At 63.1% G+C, this 19,201-nt stretch carries 17 protein-coding genes; 16 read left to right on the top strand and 1 reads right to left on the bottom strand.

The genetic code is table 11. The features are described 5' to 3' along the window. Positions 1-36: 36 nt before the first annotated feature. Positions 37-747 carry an SDR family oxidoreductase gene (locus tag U5A58_RS27215; RefSeq protein WP_321963712.1) on the top strand — a complete coding sequence of 237 codons (711 nt, stop codon included), beginning with the start codon at positions 37-39 and terminating at the stop codon, positions 745-747. 73 nt (positions 748-820) lie between these two features. On the opposite strand, the gene U5A58_RS27210 is transcribed toward U5A58_RS27215, so the two are convergent. Beyond that, the gene (locus U5A58_RS27210) at positions 821-2,050 is read right to left on the bottom strand and encodes a LysR family transcriptional regulator (RefSeq protein ID WP_321963711.1); all 1,230 of its coding nucleotides are present in this window, start codon (positions 2,048-2,050) and stop codon (positions 821-823) included. Positions 2,051-2,192: 142 nt separating this feature from the next. Between U5A58_RS27210 and U5A58_RS27205 the strand changes: the two genes are divergently transcribed. From U5A58_RS27205 to U5A58_RS27135, 15 genes are all read left to right on the top strand, one after another. Next, complete coding sequence (locus tag U5A58_RS27205) at positions 2,193-3,044, top strand: amidohydrolase family protein (RefSeq protein WP_321963710.1); 852 nt, start codon at positions 2,193-2,195, stop codon at positions 3,042-3,044. A gap of 35 nt (positions 3,045-3,079) precedes the next feature. Continuing rightward, on the top strand, positions 3,080-3,991 hold the full coding sequence (locus tag U5A58_RS27200; protein ID WP_321963709.1) for a hypothetical protein: 912 nt from the start codon (positions 3,080-3,082) through the stop codon (positions 3,989-3,991). Positions 3,992-4,059: 68 nt separating this feature from the next. After that, positions 4,060-5,427: a C4-dicarboxylate transporter DctA gene (gene dctA / locus U5A58_RS27195; RefSeq protein WP_321963708.1), complete on the top strand. Its 1,368-nt coding sequence runs from the start codon at positions 4,060-4,062 to the stop codon at positions 5,425-5,427. A gap of 166 nt (positions 5,428-5,593) precedes the next feature. Next, the gene (locus U5A58_RS27190; protein ID WP_321916216.1) at positions 5,594-6,625 is read left to right on the top strand and encodes a porin; all 1,032 of its coding nucleotides are present in this window, start codon (positions 5,594-5,596) and stop codon (positions 6,623-6,625) included. Between the two features lie 64 nt (positions 6,626-6,689). Then, positions 6,690-7,715, top strand: coding sequence for an amidohydrolase family protein (locus U5A58_RS27185; protein ID WP_321963707.1), 1,026 nt, complete (start codon positions 6,690-6,692; stop codon positions 7,713-7,715). Positions 7,716-7,717: 2 nt separating this feature from the next. Continuing rightward, entirely contained in the window at positions 7,718-8,401 is a 684-nt protein-coding gene (gene ligK, locus U5A58_RS27180) for a 4-carboxy-4-hydroxy-2-oxoadipate aldolase/oxaloacetate decarboxylase (RefSeq protein WP_321963706.1), read from the top strand. Positions 8,402-8,467: 66 nt separating this feature from the next. Next, entirely contained in the window at positions 8,468-10,405 is a 1,938-nt protein-coding gene (locus tag U5A58_RS27175) for a thiamine pyrophosphate-binding protein (protein ID WP_321963705.1), read from the top strand. Positions 10,406-10,416: 11 nt separating this feature from the next. Beyond that, the gene (locus U5A58_RS27170) at positions 10,417-11,073 is read left to right on the top strand and encodes a cytochrome c (protein WP_321963704.1); all 657 of its coding nucleotides are present in this window, start codon (positions 10,417-10,419) and stop codon (positions 11,071-11,073) included. A 126-nt stretch (positions 11,074-11,199) separates the two neighbouring features. After that, positions 11,200-12,150 carry a LysR substrate-binding domain-containing protein gene (locus U5A58_RS27165; RefSeq protein ID WP_321963703.1) on the top strand — a complete coding sequence of 317 codons (951 nt, stop codon included), beginning with the start codon at positions 11,200-11,202 and terminating at the stop codon, positions 12,148-12,150. A gap of 354 nt (positions 12,151-12,504) precedes the next feature. After that, the gene (locus tag U5A58_RS27160) at positions 12,505-13,515 is read left to right on the top strand and encodes a LysR substrate-binding domain-containing protein (RefSeq protein ID WP_321963702.1); all 1,011 of its coding nucleotides are present in this window, start codon (positions 12,505-12,507) and stop codon (positions 13,513-13,515) included. 308 nt (positions 13,516-13,823) lie between these two features. Beyond that, positions 13,824-14,795 carry an ABC transporter substrate-binding protein gene (locus U5A58_RS27155; RefSeq protein WP_321963701.1) on the top strand — a complete coding sequence of 324 codons (972 nt, stop codon included), beginning with the start codon at positions 13,824-13,826 and terminating at the stop codon, positions 14,793-14,795. Positions 14,796-14,814: 19 nt separating this feature from the next. Beyond that, positions 14,815-15,840, top strand: coding sequence for an amidohydrolase family protein (locus U5A58_RS27150; protein WP_321963700.1), 1,026 nt, complete (start codon positions 14,815-14,817; stop codon positions 15,838-15,840). 25 nt (positions 15,841-15,865) lie between these two features. Beyond that, positions 15,866-16,711, top strand: a complete 846-nt coding sequence (locus U5A58_RS27145) for an amidohydrolase family protein (protein ID WP_321963699.1) — start codon at positions 15,866-15,868, stop codon at positions 16,709-16,711. A gap of 67 nt (positions 16,712-16,778) precedes the next feature. Continuing rightward, the gene (locus tag U5A58_RS27140; RefSeq protein ID WP_321963698.1) at positions 16,779-17,636 is read left to right on the top strand and encodes an HpcH/HpaI aldolase family protein; all 858 of its coding nucleotides are present in this window, start codon (positions 16,779-16,781) and stop codon (positions 17,634-17,636) included. Beyond that, on the top strand, positions 17,636-19,186 hold the full coding sequence (locus U5A58_RS27135; protein ID WP_321963697.1) for an acetolactate synthase large subunit: 1,551 nt from the start codon (positions 17,636-17,638) through the stop codon (positions 19,184-19,186). Before U5A58_RS27140 ends, U5A58_RS27135 begins: the two co-directional genes overlap by 1 nt. The last annotated feature ends 15 nt before the right edge of the window (positions 19,187-19,201 follow it).

The raw sequence follows: 19,201 nt of genomic DNA, 5'->3' as shown, positions 1-19,201 counted from the left end.
GGCGTCGAAGCCAGGAGAAAAAGCTTTGGGTGAAGCATGAGCACATCAAGAAAAGTTGTCGTCGTAACCGGCGCCTCACAAGGCATAGGCGCTGAAATCGTCAAGGCGTTTCGCAAGCTCGACTATCGCATTGTCGCGACCGCACGCTCGATCAAGCCGTCGCACGACCCGGACATTTTGAGCGTCGCGGGCGATATCGGTGACCCGGCAACCGCCCAACGCGTGATTTCCGAGGGCATCGCCCGGTTTGGACGGATCAACACGCTGGTCAACAACGCCGGCATATACATCGGCAAACCGTTCACCGAACACACTGCCGAAGACTACGCTGCGGTGATGAACGTAAATATGGCGGGCTTCTATCACATTACACAACTCGCCATTGCTGAAATGGAGAGGCATTCTGGCGGCCATGTGGTCAGCGTGACCGCCAGCGTCGTCGATGCAGCGCACAGCGGCGTGTATTCGGTACTGGCGGCGCTGACGAAAGGCGGTCTGAACGCCGCCACAAAGTCGCTGGCGATCGAGTATGCGAAGAAAGGGATACGCGTGAACGCAGTCGCACCGGGGATCATCAAGTCGCCGATGCACGCACCGCAAACCCATGAGGCACTGGGCGCCTTTCATCCACTGGGGCGCATGGGCGAGATGAGCGATATCGCCGATGCGATCCTCTTCCTTGATCGCGCACCGTTCATCACGGGCGAAATTCTGCACGTCGACGGTGGCCAGAGCGCAGGCCACTGAAGTCTGCGGGCCTCGCAAGCCGGTATCGCTTTTCGATAAGGCCTGCTGATCAATTGTCGTGACGCCGCCAAAGTCAGCCCAGTTCGCTGTCGCTCTCCGCGCGCAGCACTTCGACGAAAGTCTGCTGGACGGCGGTGCCGAGCCAGTCGGTGCGCACCGTATAGCCGACCTCGCGGCTTGCTCCCGGCAACGCCAGGTCCAGCGCGACCAACTCGCGCCCCGGGTAAGCGTCGCGAATCTGCGCGCGCGAGAGCAGCGTCAGGCAATCGCTTTCCATGAGCATGGCCAGCATCATGGCGAGCGAACTCGTTTCGAGCACCGGAGGCGGCTTGACCGGCAACTGCGCAAAGATCGAATCGATCACCGCGCGGCGCGGTACGTTGTGCTGCGGCATGACCCAATCGTGGTCGGCGAGATCGGCCAGGGCAACGGTCTTGCGCCGCGCCAGCCGGTGCCCCTTGCGCACAGCTACCACATAGGGGTCGGCAAAGAGCTCCGTTTCCTGCACCGAACCCGCGAGGCGAGGCTCGCGCAGCCCGCCCACGATAATGTCGATCCCGCCGCCGCGCAGTTCGCGCAGCAATTGTGCGTGGGAGCTTTCTTCGACCGTGACGCGCGCGGCGGGGTAACGCTCGCGCAGCCTCTGGATGGCTCGTGCAACGAGGCGCGGCGGCAACAACGGCAAGACGCCAATCGCGACCTTGCCGGTCAGTTGCCCGCGGGCGTACGCCAGTTCGTCCACCGCCTGTGCGACTTCATAGAGCGCAAGGCTCAAACAGCGGGCGAACTCGATGCCCGCGGGGTTCGCCGACACGCTATGCACGCGCCGCCGGTAAAGCGCCACGCCGACGTTCTGCTCGATTTGCCGCGCGGCCCGATGCACCGCGGGCTGCGAGATCCCCAGTGACAGTGCGGCCTCGGCTGCCGAACCCGCCTCGGCGATCGCGATGTGACAGCGGACCTGCGCGTCGGTCAGGCGGCGGCAGATCTTTGCTGCGCTCGCCTGTGGCGCATCGGTCAGGTTCATCACGGCGCGCTCCATCTGATCGAGCATGCGGCGCACGCGCCGCTGCACGATGAGGCCCTCGCCGGTCAATTCGCTGCCGCCGAAGCCGCGTTCGAACAGTTGACCGCCAAAGCTTGTCTCGAGCTTGTTGATCGCCATGCTTACCGCCGGCTGGGTGCGTCCTGCGCGCACTGCAGCCTGTCCGATTCCACCGGCTTCGCACACCGCATCGAACAGAAAAAGACGCCTTAAACGCGCCAGATCATCGTCCGATGATGCCTGTCCGTCCGCCCCCATCGCGCCTCCCGATTCACCATTCCAAAACCCTTAGCTTAACGCAAATTTATGGGCTGGGCCTTACTTCCAATTGAGGTCTCGGACCCGATCGCGATTACAGTTACGTTCAATTCAGCAGGGCATTTCCAGCCAGGAGCACTTCATGTCCGTCGTCATCGACACGCACACGCACGCAATTTCCCCGGATAATCAACGCTATCCGCTCGCGCCGGTCGGCGGCCACCAGTCCGAGTGGTCGGCGAAGCGCCCAGTCAGCTTTGAAGGTCTGCTCGCATCGATGGACGAAGCGGGCATCGGCCGCGCCGTGGTGGTGCAAGCGTCGACGGTCTACGGCAACGACAATAGTTATGTGGTCGAGGCGGTGCGCAGCCATCCGGACCGGTTCGCCGGCGTATTTTCGATCGACGTGCTGGCGAGCGACGCCGTCGCCCAGATGCAGCGCTGGCTCGACGCGGGTCTCTCCGGTCTGCGTCTTTTCACGACCGGCAGCACGATGCCGGGGCAGGCGGGGTGGCTGGACGACGAGCGCTCGTTCCCGGTTTGGGACTACGCGCAGCGTCACAATGTGTCGATTTGCCTGCAAATGACCGCGCAAGGCATTCCGGCGCTCCTGAACATGCTCGCGCGCTTTCCGGACATCCGCGTGCTGCTCGACCACCTCGCGCGTCCCGAACTCGCCGGGGGCCCGCCCTATGAAGCCGCCGCGCCGCTCTTCAGCCTCGCCTCGCATCACGGCGTGTACCTGAAGCTCACGAACCGCACGATCGCGGAAGCGGGCCGTGGCGCCTCCACGCCGGCCGCGTTTTTCCCGCGCGTGCTCGACGCATTCGGTGCGAACCGCATTGCGTGGGGTTCGAATTTTCCGGCTGCGGAAGGTGCACTGCCGGAGTTGCTCGCCCAAGCCCGCGAGAGCCTCTCCATGCTGCCCGCCGACGCGCAGGAGGCGATCTTCGGCGGCACGGCGCGAACCGTCTATCCGGCGCTCGCCGCTTGATTCGCCGATTTCGTTTGCAACAGGAATACCCGATCGTGAGCACTCCAACGCAACCGCTGGTCTTGAAGGCCGCGCTGAAAACCTATCCGCATACGCGAGCGCTGAAAGCGGGCGAATTGACCGATCCGGCCGTCGACCTTCGTTTCGAGGACGTCGAGCCCATTCATCGCGCGTTCGCACCGATGGCGCGCCGCCAGGTGTTCGATGTCAGCGAATTGGCCATCGTCACCTATCTTCAGGCGAAAGCGTACGGCAAACCGGTTGTGCTGCTGCCCGCCGTGGTAGCCGCGCGTTTCCAGCAAGGCTGCCTCATTTACGATGCGCAGCGGGCCAAACCGGACATCGCCCAACTCGCAGGGAAGCGCATCGGTGTGCGTACCTATGCGCAGACCACGGGCATGTGGGTGCGCGCCATTCTCGGCGAAATGTACGGCGTGCCGCTCGAGAAGATCGAATGGGTGACAATCGAGGGCGGGCATCTGGAAGAGTATGCTGATCCCGCCTTTGTGCGCCGCGCCGAAGCGGGCAAGCAGTTGTTGCCGATGCTTCGTGCGGGCGAGATCGACGCAGCGATCCTCGGCAACGATCTGCCGGAAGGACCGGAATTCAAGCCGCTGATCGACAACGCCGCCGCCGCCGACCTCGAGTGGTACGGGCTTCATCGCTATGTGCCGATCAATCACGTGGTCGTGGTGACGCGTGCGCTGGCGGAGTCGAACCCGCAAGCCGTTCGTGCGGTGTACGACCTGCTCAAGCGCGGCAAGGAATCGGTCGCCGCGGAAAACGCCGGGAAAGCCGACAAGCTGCTGTTCGGCTATGACGCACTGCGCGGGCCGCTCGAAGAAACCCTTGGGTTTTGCGAGCAGCAGGGGCTGCTGCCGCGCAAGCTGACCGTCGATGAAATATTTGCCGACAGTATGGCCATTCTGGGCGACGCCGCGTACTAATGCATTGTTCGTCCGCTTCACGAGTTTTGAGCGAATCTGAATTCGCCGCAGTCTGTCAAGGAGACACCATGAGCCTGCCGGGCAAATCCACCGCCGCGAAAACGGGGGAATCCAGGGAACGTCGTCCGTTCTATCTCGACCTGTCGTTCCAGGTGCTGGCCGGCATGGCGCTGGGTGTGGCCACGGGGTACTTCTTCCCGAAGTTCGGCATCAATCTGCAACCCGTAGGCGACGCCTTTATCCGCATCATCCAGATGCTGATCGGCCCGATCATTTTCTGTACCGTATGCAGCGGCATTGCGGGCGTGAATGACTTCAAGAAGGTCGGCCGTGTTGCGATCAAGGCGCTTTTCTACTTCGAAGTGGTGACCTCGCTCGCACTGGTGCTGGGCCTCGTGGTCGTCAATGTGCTCAAGCCCGGCGTGGGCATGAATGTGGATTTGCACGGCATCCACTCGGCCGCTGTCGATACCTACGTTGCCAAGGCGCATCACGTCGTCACGACCAGCGAGTTTTTGCTCAACGTGATTCCGCACACGGCGATCAGCGCTTTCGCCGGTGGCGACGTGCTGCAGGTGCTGTTCTTTTCGGTGCTGTTCGCGTTTGGACTGGCCGCAATCGGCGAACGTGCGCAGCCCGCGCTGAATCTGATCGAGTCGGTGTCGGGCGCGCTCTTCTGGATCATCGGGCTGACGATGAAGATCGCGCCGCTCGCGGCGTTCGGTGCGATCGCATTCACGGTCAGTAAATTCGGATTCGGCACGCTGATCTCGCTCGGCAAACTCGTGCTCGAGTTCTATCTGACCTGTGCGCTGTTCATTCTGCTCATTCTCTGGCCGATCGCGAAGGTCAATGGCTTCAGCCTGCTGCGGCTGATGCGCTATATCGGTGCGGAGTTGCTGCTCGTGATCGGTACGAGTTCGTCGGAAACCGTGTTCCCGCAACTGATCGACAAGCTCGAACGCCTGGGCTGCGAGAAGTCGGTGGTCGGTCTGGTTCTGCCGACGGCATACACGTTCAATCACGACGGCACGTGCCTGTATTTCGCCGCAGCGGCGGTGTTCCTCGCGCAGGCTACCAATACGCCGATGAGCTGGCACGATCAGCTCGTGCTGCTCGCTGTGTTGCTGCTCACGTCGAAGGGGGCGGCAGGCGTGTCCGGTGCGGCCATTGCGGTGCTCGCAGCGACGCTTACCGCATCGAACACCATTCCGGTCGAGTCGATCGCATTGATTCTCGGCATCCATAAGGCGCTTTCCAGCGGGTTTGTGTTCACCAACATCGTCGGGAACACCGTGGCGACTATCGTTGTCGCGAACTGGGAAAAGGCGCTGGACCGCGTCGCACTGCGCCGGGAACTGAAAACAGGCTTCAAGCCCCTTGTCGCCTCGTCGGGACGCCTGAATCAGACCAGCAGCGGTCACGCAGGCAATTAGCCGCGTGTGAGCGCGTGCGCTGGTGGAGCCGGCGAGCCGGTGCCGCCAGCGCAAAGTCACCGTAACGAAGGGTAGAAGTCATGTTATGTAGTTAGTTATACGAATCGTATGGGAGATTTCGCGTATCTCATGCGATGCAAAAAAATCACAATCTTGGAGACATACGATGAAAATAGCCGCATGGAGAAGCGTTGGGGTTGGACTGTCACTGGCCGCGGGCGCGGTGCCTGCCTATGCACAGAGCAGTGTCCAGATTTATGGCACGGCAGACGGCGGCGTGCGTTACCAGACGAACGCGGTAAAGGGCGGTGGCACGGTGGTGACCATGAATTCGAACGGCTACTACAGTTCGAACAAACTGGGATTCCTGGGCACGGAAGACCTGGGTGACGGGTGGAATGCTCACTTCCGGCTGGAAAGCGGCTTCAACCTTGGCAATGGACAACTGGACAACACGACTAATACCTTGTTCAATCGCCAGTCCTATGTCGGCATCGGAAACAGAAAATACGGGTCGATCGACCTCGGGCGCCAGTACACGATTTCGCACGACATCATCAGCATTTACGACCCGTTCGGCTTTCACTACACGCCGATTCTGCCGCTGACCCAGGCGTCGGACGGCACGCGCAACAACAACGCCATCAAGTACAAGAACGACTTCGGGCCGCTGTTGTTCGAGGTAGACAATTCGTTTGGCGGCGTGGCGGGAAATTTCGCCAGCGGCGCAACGCGCTCGGTCGGCATGAGTTATAGCGCGGGCCCGGTTAGCGTGGGCGGCGTGTACGGACATCGCAGCATTCTGACCGGCACGGCTTATGTTCCGGACAGCTACTACATGGGCGGCGTGGCCTACAGCATCGGCCCGGTTCGGGTGTCGGGCGGCTTCATGTCCGAGGACCTGCAAAACCCCGCCGCACCGCATCAGGTGACAAACAACGCGTTCGGCGGTCTGTCCTGGACGATCTTGCCGAACCTGATTTTCGACGGCGGCTACTACCAGACCACCGTGTCGACCGACAAGGCGAGCCGCCGCGGCATTTCGATCATTTCGCTCGCCTATCTGCTCTCCAAGCGCACGACGCTTTACAGCGCAATCGACTACACGTCGTACAAGCACGCGGTGGTCAGCACGTTGAACCCGGCCGGCGCGTCGAGCCAGACCGCCGTGACCGTTGGCCTGGACGTGCTGTTCTAGCCGCGCAGTGACACAGCAGGGCGCGTGTGAGACACGCACGCGTCGAATTCCCCAGGAACCCATCATGATCATCGACATCCACGGCCACTACACGACCGCGCCCAAAGCGCTGGAAACCTGGCGCAACAGGCAGATCGCGGCAATCGGTCAATCGTCGCGCGGCCCGAGTCTCTCCGAGCTGCATATCAGCGACGACGAACTGCGCGACTCGATCGAAACCAACCAGTTGCGGCTGATGCGCGAACGCGGGCTCGATCTCACCGTGTTCAGCCCGCGCGCGAGCTTCATGGCGCATCACGTCGGCGACTTCGAGGTGTCGAGCACCTGGGCGGCGATCTGCAACGAGTTGTGCTATCGCGTGAGCGAGTTGTTTCCGCGGCATTTCATTCCCGCCGCGATGTTGCCGCAAAGTCCCGGTGTGGATACGGCGACATGCATTCCCGAACTCGTGAAATGCGTCGAGCAGTACGGCAACGTCGCGATCAACCTGAACCCCGATCCTTCCGGCGGGCACTGGACGAGCCCGCCGCTCTCCGACCGCTACTGGTACCCCATCTACGAGAAGATGGTCGAGTACGACATTCCGGCCATGATTCACGTGAGCACGAGCTGCAACGCGTGTTTTCACACCACCGGTGCGCACTATCTCAACGCGGATACGACGGCATTCATGCAATGCCTGACGTCGGACCTGTTTCACGATTTTCCCACGCTGCGTTTCATCATTCCGCATGGCGGCGGTGCGGTGCCTTATCACTGGGGCCGTTTTCGCGGCCTCGCGCAGGAAATGAAAAAGCCGCCGCTGGAAGCGCATCTGCTCAACAACGTGTTTTTCGACACCTGTGTCTATCACCAGCCCGGAATCAATTTGCTTACCGAAGTGATTCCCGTCGACAACATCCTCTTTGCGAGCGAAATGATCGGTGCGGTGCGCGGCGTCGATCCGTACACGCAGCACTATTTCGACGACACGAAACGCTATATCGAAGCCGCCGACATGACACCCGATCAGCGCTTCAAGATTTACGAAGGCAATGCACGCCGTGTCTATCCGCGGCTGGACGCCGCCCTCACTGCCCAAGGACGTTGAACATGTATGAACCCGGAGTGGTGTATCGCAACATCGCGCGTGCGGACAGCCGTGCCGTCGAGGCGCTTGGCGCGCTCGGCAGCGCCACGGTGCACGAAGCCATGGGCCGCAGCGGCCTGCTCAAGCCTTATATGCGGCCGATTTATCCCGGCGCGAGCGCGTCGGGCACCGCTGTCACCGTGCTGCTGCATCCCGGCGACAACTGGATGCTGCATGTGGCGGCCGAACAGATTCGGCCTGGCGACATCGTAGTGGCCGCGCTGAGTGCCGATTGCACGGACGGCTATTTTGGCGATCTGCTCGCCACCAGTTTCAAGGCGCGTGGCGCGCGCGGACTCGTCATCGATGCGGGCGTGCGCGACGTCAACGTGCTGACCGACATGCGCTTCCCGGTATGGAGCCGTGCGATCTCGTCGAAAGGCACGATCAAGGCCACGCTGGGCTCGGTCAATGTGCCGGTGGTTTGCGCGGGCGCGCTGGTCACGCCCGGCGATGTCGTCGTGGCGGATCATGACGGCGTGGTCGTGGTGCCGCAAGCCATGGCGGCGCAAACGCTCGAGAACGCAAGCAGGCGCGAGGCGAACGAAGGTCAGAAGCGCGCTCTGCTCGCCTCCGGTGTACTGGGACTCGACCTATACCAGATGCGCGAGCCGCTGGAAAAACTGGGGCTGCGCTACATCGACTGACCCGCACGGCCAGCAGGCGCAACAGATCCTCCCGCCGTGACGAACAAGAAAAAAGGAAGCAGGAACATGACTGGCCGACGCAAGTTTCTGAAAGAGGCAATCGTTACGGGCACGGCTGCCGTGCTGGCAAAGCCTGGCGCCAGCGCTGCGCAGACCGCGGCAGACAAGGCTCCGGCGGTGGAGCGCCCGCACGCTGCGCTGGCCGCGGCCGAGACACTGGCGCCTTCGCTCGATGAAGCGCCGGCCGCCGATTCCGCGCACATCGGCAATCCGGGCTCGGATTTCATGGTGGATTTGCTGCGCATCGCCGGTATCGACTATGTGGCGGCCATGCCGGGATCGACCTTTCGCGGCATCCACGAGTCGATCGTCAACTACGCGGGCGACACGCGTCCGCAATTGATCGTGTGTACGCACGAGGAGGCGTCCGCGGCGATCGCGCATGGTTACGCGAAAGTCGCGGGCAAGCCCATGGCGTGTCTCGTCCATAGCACGGTCGGGTTGCAGCACGCCTCGATGGCGATCTACAACGCGTGGTGCGACCGTGTGCCCATGATGGTGCTCGCGGGCAATATTGCCGACGCCACGAAGCGCCGCCCTGGCGTGGAGTGGTATCACACGGCGCAGGACCTTGGCGCGCTCGTGCGCGACTATACGAAGTGGGACGATTACCCCGTGTCGCTCCAGCACTACGCGGAGTCGTTCATGCGCGCGTACACGATGTCCGTCACGCCGCCGATGGAGCCCGTGTTGATCGTCGCCGATACCGAACTCCAGGAGCAGCCCATTGCCGATCCGCGCGATATGCGTGTACCGCCGCTGCGCGAAGCCACGCCACCCGTTGGCAGCCCGGATGCGCTCGCGGCGGCCGCGTCGCTCCTGTGCGGCGCGAAAGCGCCGGTCATCGTGGCCGATCGGGCGGTCAGAACGCAGGACGCGATGGACACGCTCGTCCAGATCGCCCAGGCGCTGAATGCACCCGTGATCGATCTGCTCGGGCGCATGAATTTCCCGACCAACCACTACCTCAATCATTCGTCGCATCAGGCGCGGCTGCTCGCTCAGGCGGACGTCATTCTCGCGCTGGAAGTCGCCGATGTCTGGGGATTGACGGCAACGGTGCCCGACACCATCAGCCGCCCCTCGAAGCCGCGCGCGAAGGGCGACACCCAGGTCATCAGCATTTCCACGGCCTACCTGTACGGCAAGTCGAACATGCAGGACGCGGAGCGCTATTTCGCGGCCACGCTACCCATAGCCGGCGACGCGCAAGCGTCGTTGCCCGGATTGTTGCGCGCCGTCCTCGCAGCGATGACACCGGCGCAACGCAGCGCCGCCGCCGCACGCGAACAGCCACTGAAACTGGCGTTCGAAAAGATGCGCAACGATGCACGCGAGGCCGCGACGCGCGCATGGGATGGCAGCCCCATCAGCACCGCACGGCTGTGTCAGGAGGTGTGGAATGTGATCCGGCATGATGACTGGGCAATGGTCTCGCCGCCCAACCCGATCAGCATGTGGCCGCAACGGCTATGGGATTTCACGAAGACCTGGCAGTTCATCGGTTCCGGGGGCGGCTACGGCGTTGGCTATGGCGCGCCCGCCGCCGTCGGCGCAGCGCTCGCGCATCGCGACGCTGGCCGTATAGCGGTCAATATCCAGACCGACGGCGATCTGATGGTGCTGCCGGGCGCCCTCTGGACGGCAGCGCATCATCGCCTTCCGTTGCTCACCGTGATGCACAACAATCGCGCCTGGCATCAGGAGACCATGCATATCCAGCGCATGGCGAGCCGCCGCGACAGGCATCCGGAAAGAGGGGTCATCGGCACCGTGCTTCACGATCCGCCAATCGACTACGCCGCAATGGCGCGAAGCATGGGCATGTGGGCCGAGGGGCCGATATCGGAGCCCGCCGATCTCGGACCGGCACTCGCGCGCGCGATGGAACAGGTCAAAAGCGGCAAGCCCGCACTCGTCGATGTGCTGACTCAACCCAGATAACCGAGGTGCCGATGAAAGTGCATGACCGTTCAACCGTGCGCGCGGCAATGACACTTGCAGCAGCGATTGGCTGCGCATGGCCGATTGCGTCGCGTGCCGATTCAAATGCCGAAATCGAGGCCGGGCGCGCGCTATACATGCAGAAGGGCTGCTACGAATGCCACGGCATGTTCGGGCAAGGCAGTATCACGACCGGACCTGCGCTGGCGCCGCATCCGATACCGCTGTCTGCCATGCAGGCTTATGTGCGCAATCCCAAAGGCCAGATGCCGGTCTTCAGCGCAAAGATTCTCTCCGATGACGATATTGCACGCATTCACGTATATCTCGCGTCGCTTCCGCAGAATCCGCCTGCCGACAGCATTGCGTTATTGAGCAACGGAGCGTCTATAGCAAGCCGCCCCGGCAGCGAAGCATCGGTTGCCAAGCCGTCTGAGCGAGGCCCATCGATCTATGCAGCGAATTGTGCCGCGTGCCATGGACAGAGCGGAGAGGGCGGAATCGGTCCTGCGCTGATCGGCATTTCGCGCCGTTTTCAAATATCGGATATCGAGGCGCGTATTCGGGAACCATCCGGCATCATGCCCAGATTGTTTCCCGCGCCTCTCAATGCTGGAGATGTTCGGGAGGTCGCACGTTATGTGGCGTCCTTGAAGGGCTCGCAATAAGGCACCCGGTACCGGGAATGTGCGCCAACGTCGCCGCGTCGTGATCTTGCCGGTGCTGCGTGCCGCACGGCAATTGAGTAAACTGGCTCCAGACTTAACCAGAACGTAAAAGCGGAGGTGAGCGACGTGTCGGAGCTTGACTGGTACCTGCAGGTCAACCTGAAGGCACGGCATTTACACCTTCTTGCGGCAATTGATACCTACCGCAATCTGACTCAGGTGGCAGAAGTTACCCATGTGACAGTGCCAGCCGTTTCGAAGGCGCTGACCGAACTCGAACGGGGGCTTGGACTCACGCTCTTTTCGCGCACTGCGCAGGGTCTTGTCCCCACGCCGTATGGCGAATGCCTCATTCGCCACGCGCGGGACATGCTGGCCATCCTCCATCAAGCTCGCGACGAGTTGAAGGCCCTGAGTTCCGGGACCGAGGGCAAGATCCACATCGGCATGCTGCCTGCCTCGGCTTCCGTATTGCTGCCACAGGCGCTCAGCCTGCTCAAGCAGCGCTCGCCCGGCACCAACGTGGTGGTGGTCGAAGGCACGACGGCTTCGCTCCTGCCCGAACTCTGGCAAGGCCATCTTGACCTGGTGGTGGGCCGCCTCCCCGCGCCGGATACGCTCGGCAGTTTCGAGGAGAAGGAATTGCTCGAGGACCCGGTCACGCTGGTGACAGGCCGTCATCACCCATTGGCACGCAGGAACGCCCTGAATTGGTCGGACCTGCATGCTTATCCGTGGATCTTGCCGCCGCCTGGCTCGATATTGCGAGACCCGCTGGAACGCGCGCTCGAAGCGCACGGCGTGCCGTTGACCACCAATTACATCGAAACGCTTTCGATTCACGTGGTGCGCGCGCATTTGCAGGTCTCGGATTTCATCGCCGTGATGGCCGACACGCCCGCCAACGATCCCGCGCAGCCGCTCCATACGCTGCCGCTGAGCTTGCCGCGGCTCCTGCGTCCGGCAGGCGTGCTTTGGAACCGCAATCGCGGCCTCACGCCAGGCGCGCAACTCATGGTGGCTTGCCTCGAAGAGGCCGCGCAACGTCTCGCCGCGAAGGGTTCCGCTACACAGTAGGCGTCTTTCCAAGGATCCCGCCTTGAGCCCGCATTGCCACGCGGGCAAGCCCGACTCCAGCGCTAACCCCCGCTGCGCCTTAACCAATTGCTCAAACTCAGCGCAGATTTTCTCAATTGACCCACATCGGTGGGCTGGCAGAATTTCACTGCGTTCACTCGATCATGCCGATCGTCTATGTCGGCGCTTTCCGGGGCCAGCGCAACTGGGGCGATCATTCGTTCTGCTGCATGACGCTGCACGCGCTCGAGCCAGGGACTCACGCGAAGGATCGGACGGGGCGCGCATCGCACAATGTGCCGCCGCCCGCGAACGTTGCTTCCATGAAATCGCGCAACCGCGGAGGTACACGACGTGTCAGCTCTCGACTGGTACCTGCAGATCAACCTGAAGGCGCGCCACTTGCGCCTGCTCGTGACGATCGACACCTACCGCAACCTGACCCAGGTCGCCGATGTCACGCATGTGAGCGTGCCGGCTGTCTCGAAGTCGCTGGCCGAACTCGAACGCGGCCTTGGCCTCACGCTGTTTTCGCGAACGGTGCAGGGGCTCGTGCCCACGCAGTATGGCGATTGCCTCATTCGTCATGCGCGGGAAATGCTGACCATCCTGAATCAGGCGCGCGACGAGTTGAAGGCGCTGAGTTCGGGATCCGAGGGCAAGATCCATATCGGCATGCTGCCCGCCTCGGGTTCAGTGTTGCTGCCGCAGGCGCTGAGCCTGCTCAAGCAGCGCTCGCCGGGCACCAACGTGATGGTGACGGAAGGAACGACCGCGCTGCTGCTGCCGGAACTCTGGCAAGGTCATCTCGACCTCGTGGTGGGGCGCCTGCCGCCGCCGGACACACTCGGCAGCTTCGAGGAGAAGGAACTGCTCGAGGAGCCGGTGACGTTGATGACGGGCCGGCACCACCCGCTCGCTCGCAGGAAGACGCTGACATGGGCGGATCTGCGGCCCTTTCCCTGGATATTGCCGCCGCTCGGTTCGATACTGCGCGACCCGCTCGAGCGCGCGCTCGTAGCGCATGATGTGCCGTTGACCAACAACTACATCGAAACGCTCTCGATTCACGTTGCGCGCGCGCATTTGCAGATTTCCGACTTTATCGCCGTGATGGCGGGTACGCCTGGCGGCGACAACGTTCATGCGCTGCACACGCTTCCGTTAAGTCTGCCCCGCCTGCTGCGGCCGGCCGGCGTGCTGTGGAATCGCATTCGCGGATTGACGCCTGGCGCGCAGCTCATGCTGTCGTGCCTCGAGGAGGCCGCCGAACGGCTTCAATCGGACCTTGGCACGGCTGCACGCGCGGTGACGGCGCCAACGGCCAGGCAGGGCAAACCCCATGCGCCTGCGCAGGCGCGCTGAGCGCGCCGTGTGGCTTAGCCGCTCAGTCAACCTAACCGAATCATCAAACAATGCGCAGGCGCGGCAGGCAAGGACGACGCACGCGCATCGTCAACCCGACGTACCTCACGCTCCACGCCAGTCAAGGCAACCCGCCGCCGTTTTACCGAATGGTTAATGCACCCGCAGGTTTATTCAATAGACGGAAAAGCGGCACGGAAAGATCATTCACTGAACGAGATCGCCTGAATCGCCATGTAACGGCCCCGCAGTGGGCATGACGCAGCGATAAGAGGCTGATTCGATTGCCCAGGTCCAAGGAGACTAAATTGACCAAGAAGGTCCACCTCAAGCTCGCTATCGCCGAGCATCCCCATACCGCTGCGGTCCGTGATGGTTCCATTCCTATCGAGGGCGTGGATCCCGAATTCATCACGGTGCACCCGCAAATCGGCGCGTTCCGCCGCATGGTCCGCGACGTCGAGTTCGATGTATGCGAGCTGGCGCCGACAACCTACATCATCGCGCGTGCCTATGGCGCTCCCTTTGTCGCGCTGCCGATTTTCGTGCTCCGCCGTTTCCATCATTCCGGGCTGCTGGTGCGTCCGGGCGCCGGCATCAAATCGCCCAAGGACCTCGAGGGTAAAAAGGTCGGCGTGCGCGCGTATTCGGTGACGACCGGTGCATGGACGCGCCAGATGCTGATCGACGACTTCGGTCTCGATTCGTCGAAGGTGACGTGGGTGGTGGACGACGAGGAGCACGTCACGCAACTCGAACTGCCGCCGAACGTGATCCACGCTCCAAAGGGCACTTCGCTTGCCGAAATGATGGCCAAGGGCGAACTCGTCGCGGGCTTTCACGGCAACGCGGGCATCGGCCGAACGGGTGACCCGAATGGCGGCTGGAAGGAAGTCGAGGCCGACTATCCCGACATGTTCCCGAACGCAGCCGAACTGGAAGCCGAATACTACGCGCGCACCGGCATCTACCCGATGCACGGCACCATCGTCGTAAAGGACTCGGTGCTGGCCGAGCATCCGTGGGTGGCCAGGTCGATCTACGACGCGTTCGACAGGGCCAAGAAGGACTGGCTCGCCAGGCTCAACGCGGGCGAGCTGACCGACAAGCAGAACATGAAGTACGTAGAACTGCAAAAGATTGTGGGCAACGATCCGCTTCCCTACGGCATCGAGGAAAACCGCAGGACCATCGAAGCGCTCGAAGCCACGGCGTTCAAGCAGGGCCTTACGCCGCGCCGCATGTCCCTGAGCGAGCTGTTCGTCGATCCCCGCGCTTGAACATCCGACGGAAGAAAAAATGATCGTCGATTGCCACGGTCACTTCACGACCGTTCCCGCGTCGTTTCGTAACTGGCGCGCCAAACAGATCGATTCCGCCAACGATCCGGCTAATGCGCCGCCGCTCTCGGGCGCGCACGTCAGCGACGACGAGATCCGCGAAGGCGTGGGCAACGGCCAGTTGCGCCTGCAGAAAGAGCGCGGCGGCGATCTCACGCTGTTCTCGCCAATCGCGGGCCTCATGAGCCACCACCTCGGCAACGAGCGCACGAGCCTCGAGTGGGCCGAGGTCTCGAACAACCTCGTGCGCCGCGTATGCGACATCTACCCGGACAACTTTGTGCCCGTATGCCAGCTGCCGCAGTCGCCTCTCGCGCCGCCGAAAAATTCCGTGGCCGAGCTGCGCCGCTGTGTCGAGGAGATGGGCTTCGTCGGCTGCAATCTGAATCCAGACCCGAGCGGCGGCTACTGGACCGGCAAGCCGATGACAGACCGCGAGTGGTACCCGCTTTACGAAGCGCTGTGCGATCTCGACGTGCCCGCCATGATCCACGTTGCCGCTTCGTGCAACCCGTGTCATCACGGCACCGGCGCGCACTACCTGAACGCCGACACCTCGGTTTTCATGCAGTTGCTGCAGGGTAATGTGTTCAAGGACTTCCCGACGCTGCGCTTCGTGATTCCGCACGGCGGCGGCGCGGTGCCTTATCACTGGGGCCGTTATCGCGGCATGTCGCTGGAAATGATGGATCGTCCTCTCGAAGGACTCTTGAACAACATCTTCTTCGACACCTGCGTGTATCACCATCCGGGCGTGGAGCTACTCACCAAGGTCGTGCCGACGGGCAATGTCCTGTTCGGCTCGGAAATGATCGGCGCCGTGCGCGGGCGCGATCCGGACACCGGCGAATACTTCGACGACACCCGGCGCTATATCGACGCCTGCTCCGCGTTGAGCGACGCCGACCGGCACGCCATCTTCGAGGGCAATGCGCGCCGCGTCTATCCGCGCCTCGACGCACTTCTCAAGTCAAAGACACTGTAATGGAGCCGATAGCCGGAAGGACGCAATGAACTTCATCGACATTCATCCTCACATCATCTCGGACGATGAGAAGCGCTACCCGCCCGCGCCGCTGTTCGGCAAGCGCTCGGACTGGTCGCAGGAGCGCCCCAATACCGTCGAAGCGCTGATCGAGGCGATGGACGAAGCGGGCGTGGCGAAAGCGGCTGTCGTGCACTCGTCGACGACCTACGGCTTCGACAACAGCTACGTGGTCGACGGCTGCAGCCAGTACAAGGACCGTCTCGTGGCCGTGGGCTCCGTGGACATGCTGGCCGACGACGTGCCCGCCGTGATCCGGGGCTGGACGCACAAGGGGCTTGCGGGCCTGCGTATCTTCACCGGCGGCTCGACCCGGGACTTCGATCCCGGCGAGCTCGACAACCCGAAGTCTTTCAAGGCGTGGGAGAGGCTCGCTGAACTGAAACTGCCGATGTGCATCCAGACGGGGCCCATCGGGCTGCCGCAGGTGCGCATGCTGGCCGAACGGTTTCCGGGCGTGAACATCATCCTCGATCACCTGGGCCGCCCCGACGTGCTCGACGGGGCCCCCTATGCGAATGCCGCAAGCCTCTTCGCACTGGCCGATCTGCCCAACATCTACCTGAAGCTCACGCCGCGCATTTTCGGCGACGTGAAGAAGGAAAAGGCCAGCGCGGAAACGTTTTTTCCGCGTCTCGTCGAAACCTTCGGCGCGCAGCGCATGGCGTGGGGCTCGAACTTCCCGACTTCGCCCGGCACGCTCAAGGAGATCCTCGCGACGGCACAAGCGGGCCTCGCATGCCTTCGCGAGGAAGACCGCGCCTGGATCTTCGGCAAGACAGCGCAGAAGCTGTACCCGGCCCTGAGCTAGCCGAACATTGCTAACCGCGCGAGCGGGCGCCAGACGCGCCGCCGCGCAGCGAGAAAGAGAGATTCACATGTCCACGAACCGCCTGAACAGCATCATCCGCGCGTTCGAGTCGGGAAAGGCCGCGCACGCGGCCTTCTCGAAGCTCGACAAGCAGACCGCCATCGAGATGAGCGACTCGCCCTATGACGGGATTGTCTTCGAGATGGAGCACAACCCGTACGACGTGGCCGCGCTCGGCGATGCGCTGCAATACATGCTCAACCGCAAGCAGATCGCGGAGTCGGGCTCGGTGGCGACACAGGTCACGCCGGTTGCGCGCATTCCGGCCAACGGCGTCGAGATGAACCAGAGCTTTGCCAAGCAGGTTCTGGATCGCGGCGCCTACGGCGTGATCTGGCCGCACGTAGCGACCGTCGAGCAAGCGTATAACGCGGTTGCGTCGTGCCGCTATGCCCGGCCCAAAAACGCGCCGCTTTACGAGCCGAAGGGGGTGCGTGGTGACGGCCCTGCCAACGCGGCGCGCTACTGGGGCCTCAGCATGGCCGACTACTACAGGAAGGCAGACGTGTGGCCGCTCGTTCCCGAGGGCGAGATACTCGTGGGCCTGATGTGCGAGAGCACGCAGGCAATCGAGAACCTCAACGACATTCTCGCCAACGTCCCCGGTATCGGTTTCATCCTGATCGGTGAAGGCGACCTCAGCCAGGAACTGGGCTTCCCGCGTCAGTACGAGCACCCTGAAGTCATCGACGCCATGCGCCGGATCATCGAGACTTGCAAGAAGCACAACGTGATCGTGGGCCATCCGCACGTCACGGCCAGGAACCATCGGCGCTTGAGCGAAGAGGGCTACCGCTTCCTGATATCGGCGCCGCAGCGCACTTATGGCGTGGTCGGCCTCGCTCGCGACATGGCAGGCTATTGATGAACGGCGCCGAAAGTCTCGTTGCGACGCTGGTCGATCAGGACGTCGACATCTGCTTTGCGAATCCCGGCACGTCGGAGATGCATTTCCTCGCCGCCCTGGGCAACAATCCGGGGATGCGCAGCGTGCTGTGCCTGTTCGAAGGTGTGGCGACCGGCGCCGCCGATGGCTGGTACCGGATGAAGGACAAGCCGGCCTCGACGCTGCTGCACCTGGGCCCGGGCCTTGCGAACGGCCTCGCGAACATCCACAACGCGAAGCGCGCGTCGTCGGGCATGGTCAATGTCGTCGGCGAGCATTCGGTGTCGCATCTCAAGTATGACCCGCCGCTGACCTCGGACATCGAGGGCCTTGCGCGGCCGCTGAGCCACTGGGTGCGCCGCGCCGAATCGGCGGACACCGTCGCGTGGGATACCGCGCAGGCGGTGGCGAAGGCCAGCGAGCATCCGGGGCAGATCGCCACCCTGATCCTGCCCGGCGACACTTCATGGCAGCGCTCGGCGGTGCAGCCCGTGTTGCCGCCAACGGGCGCGACGCGTCGCAGGACGCCGTGCGCTGCGCGCGTCGAACATGTCGCCCGCGTGCTGCGCTCCGGCGAGCCGACGCTGATCATCCTCGCCAACAAGGCAACGCGCGGCGTGGCACTCGAGAAAGCAGGCCGCGTGGCTGCGGCAACCGGCGCGCGGCTGGGCTCGCAGTTCTTCACCGCACGCATCGAGCGCGGTGCGGGTCGCGTGCCAATTGCGCGCATTCCTTATGCAGTGCCGCAGGCCACGGCGTTTCTCAAGGACTTCAAGCACATCGTGACGGTCGAGACGACCGAGCCCGTGGCCTTCTTCGCATATCCGGACAAGCCGAGCCTGCTCAAGGCCGAAGGCACGTTGGTGCACGCGCTCGTCGAAGCCGACGAGGACAGCGAACTCGCATTCGACATGCTGCTGCAGGCACTCGGCGCCGCCGGCGCCACGGCGCACGTGCAGGCGCACATCGAAACGCCGGTGCCGACGGGCGCGCTCAACCCCACGAGCATCGCCCACGCGCTGGCTGCCGCCTTGCCCGAGGACTGCATCGTCGTGGACGAATCGCTCACCACGGGCCGCGAGTCCATGAGCCTGACGATGGGCGCGCGGCCGCACGACCTCATCAACAACATGGGCGGCTCGATCGGCTACTCGACGCCGGTGGCGACGGGCGCCGCGCTCGCTTGCCCGGACCGGCGCGTGTTCTGCATGGTCGGTGACGGCAGCGCGATGTACACGATCCAGTCGCTGTGGACCCAGGCGCGCGAGGGCCTGAACGTTACGACGATCATCTTCGCCAACAACAGCTACGCCATTCTCAAGGCCGAGTACGCCAACATGGGCGCGGGCACGCCGGGCGCGCGCGCGCTGTCCATGATCGACATCGACAAGCCACGCATCGACTGGCTGGCGATGGCAAAGAGCATGGGCGTGCCGGGCATTGCCGTCGAGACGGCGGAAGACTTCCACAAGGCAATGGTCGATTCGACGCGCGAGCCGGGCCCGTGCCTCATCGAGGTTCGGCTGTAACGGGTTTCCACGCGC

It is taken from the genome of Paraburkholderia sp. J7, from assembly GCF_905220155.1.
In the GTDB taxonomy this organism is placed as follows: domain Bacteria; phylum Pseudomonadota; class Gammaproteobacteria; order Burkholderiales; family Burkholderiaceae; genus Paraburkholderia.
Note: the sequence above shows the minus strand (reverse complement) of the source record. Positions and strands in the feature narration are given on the sequence as shown.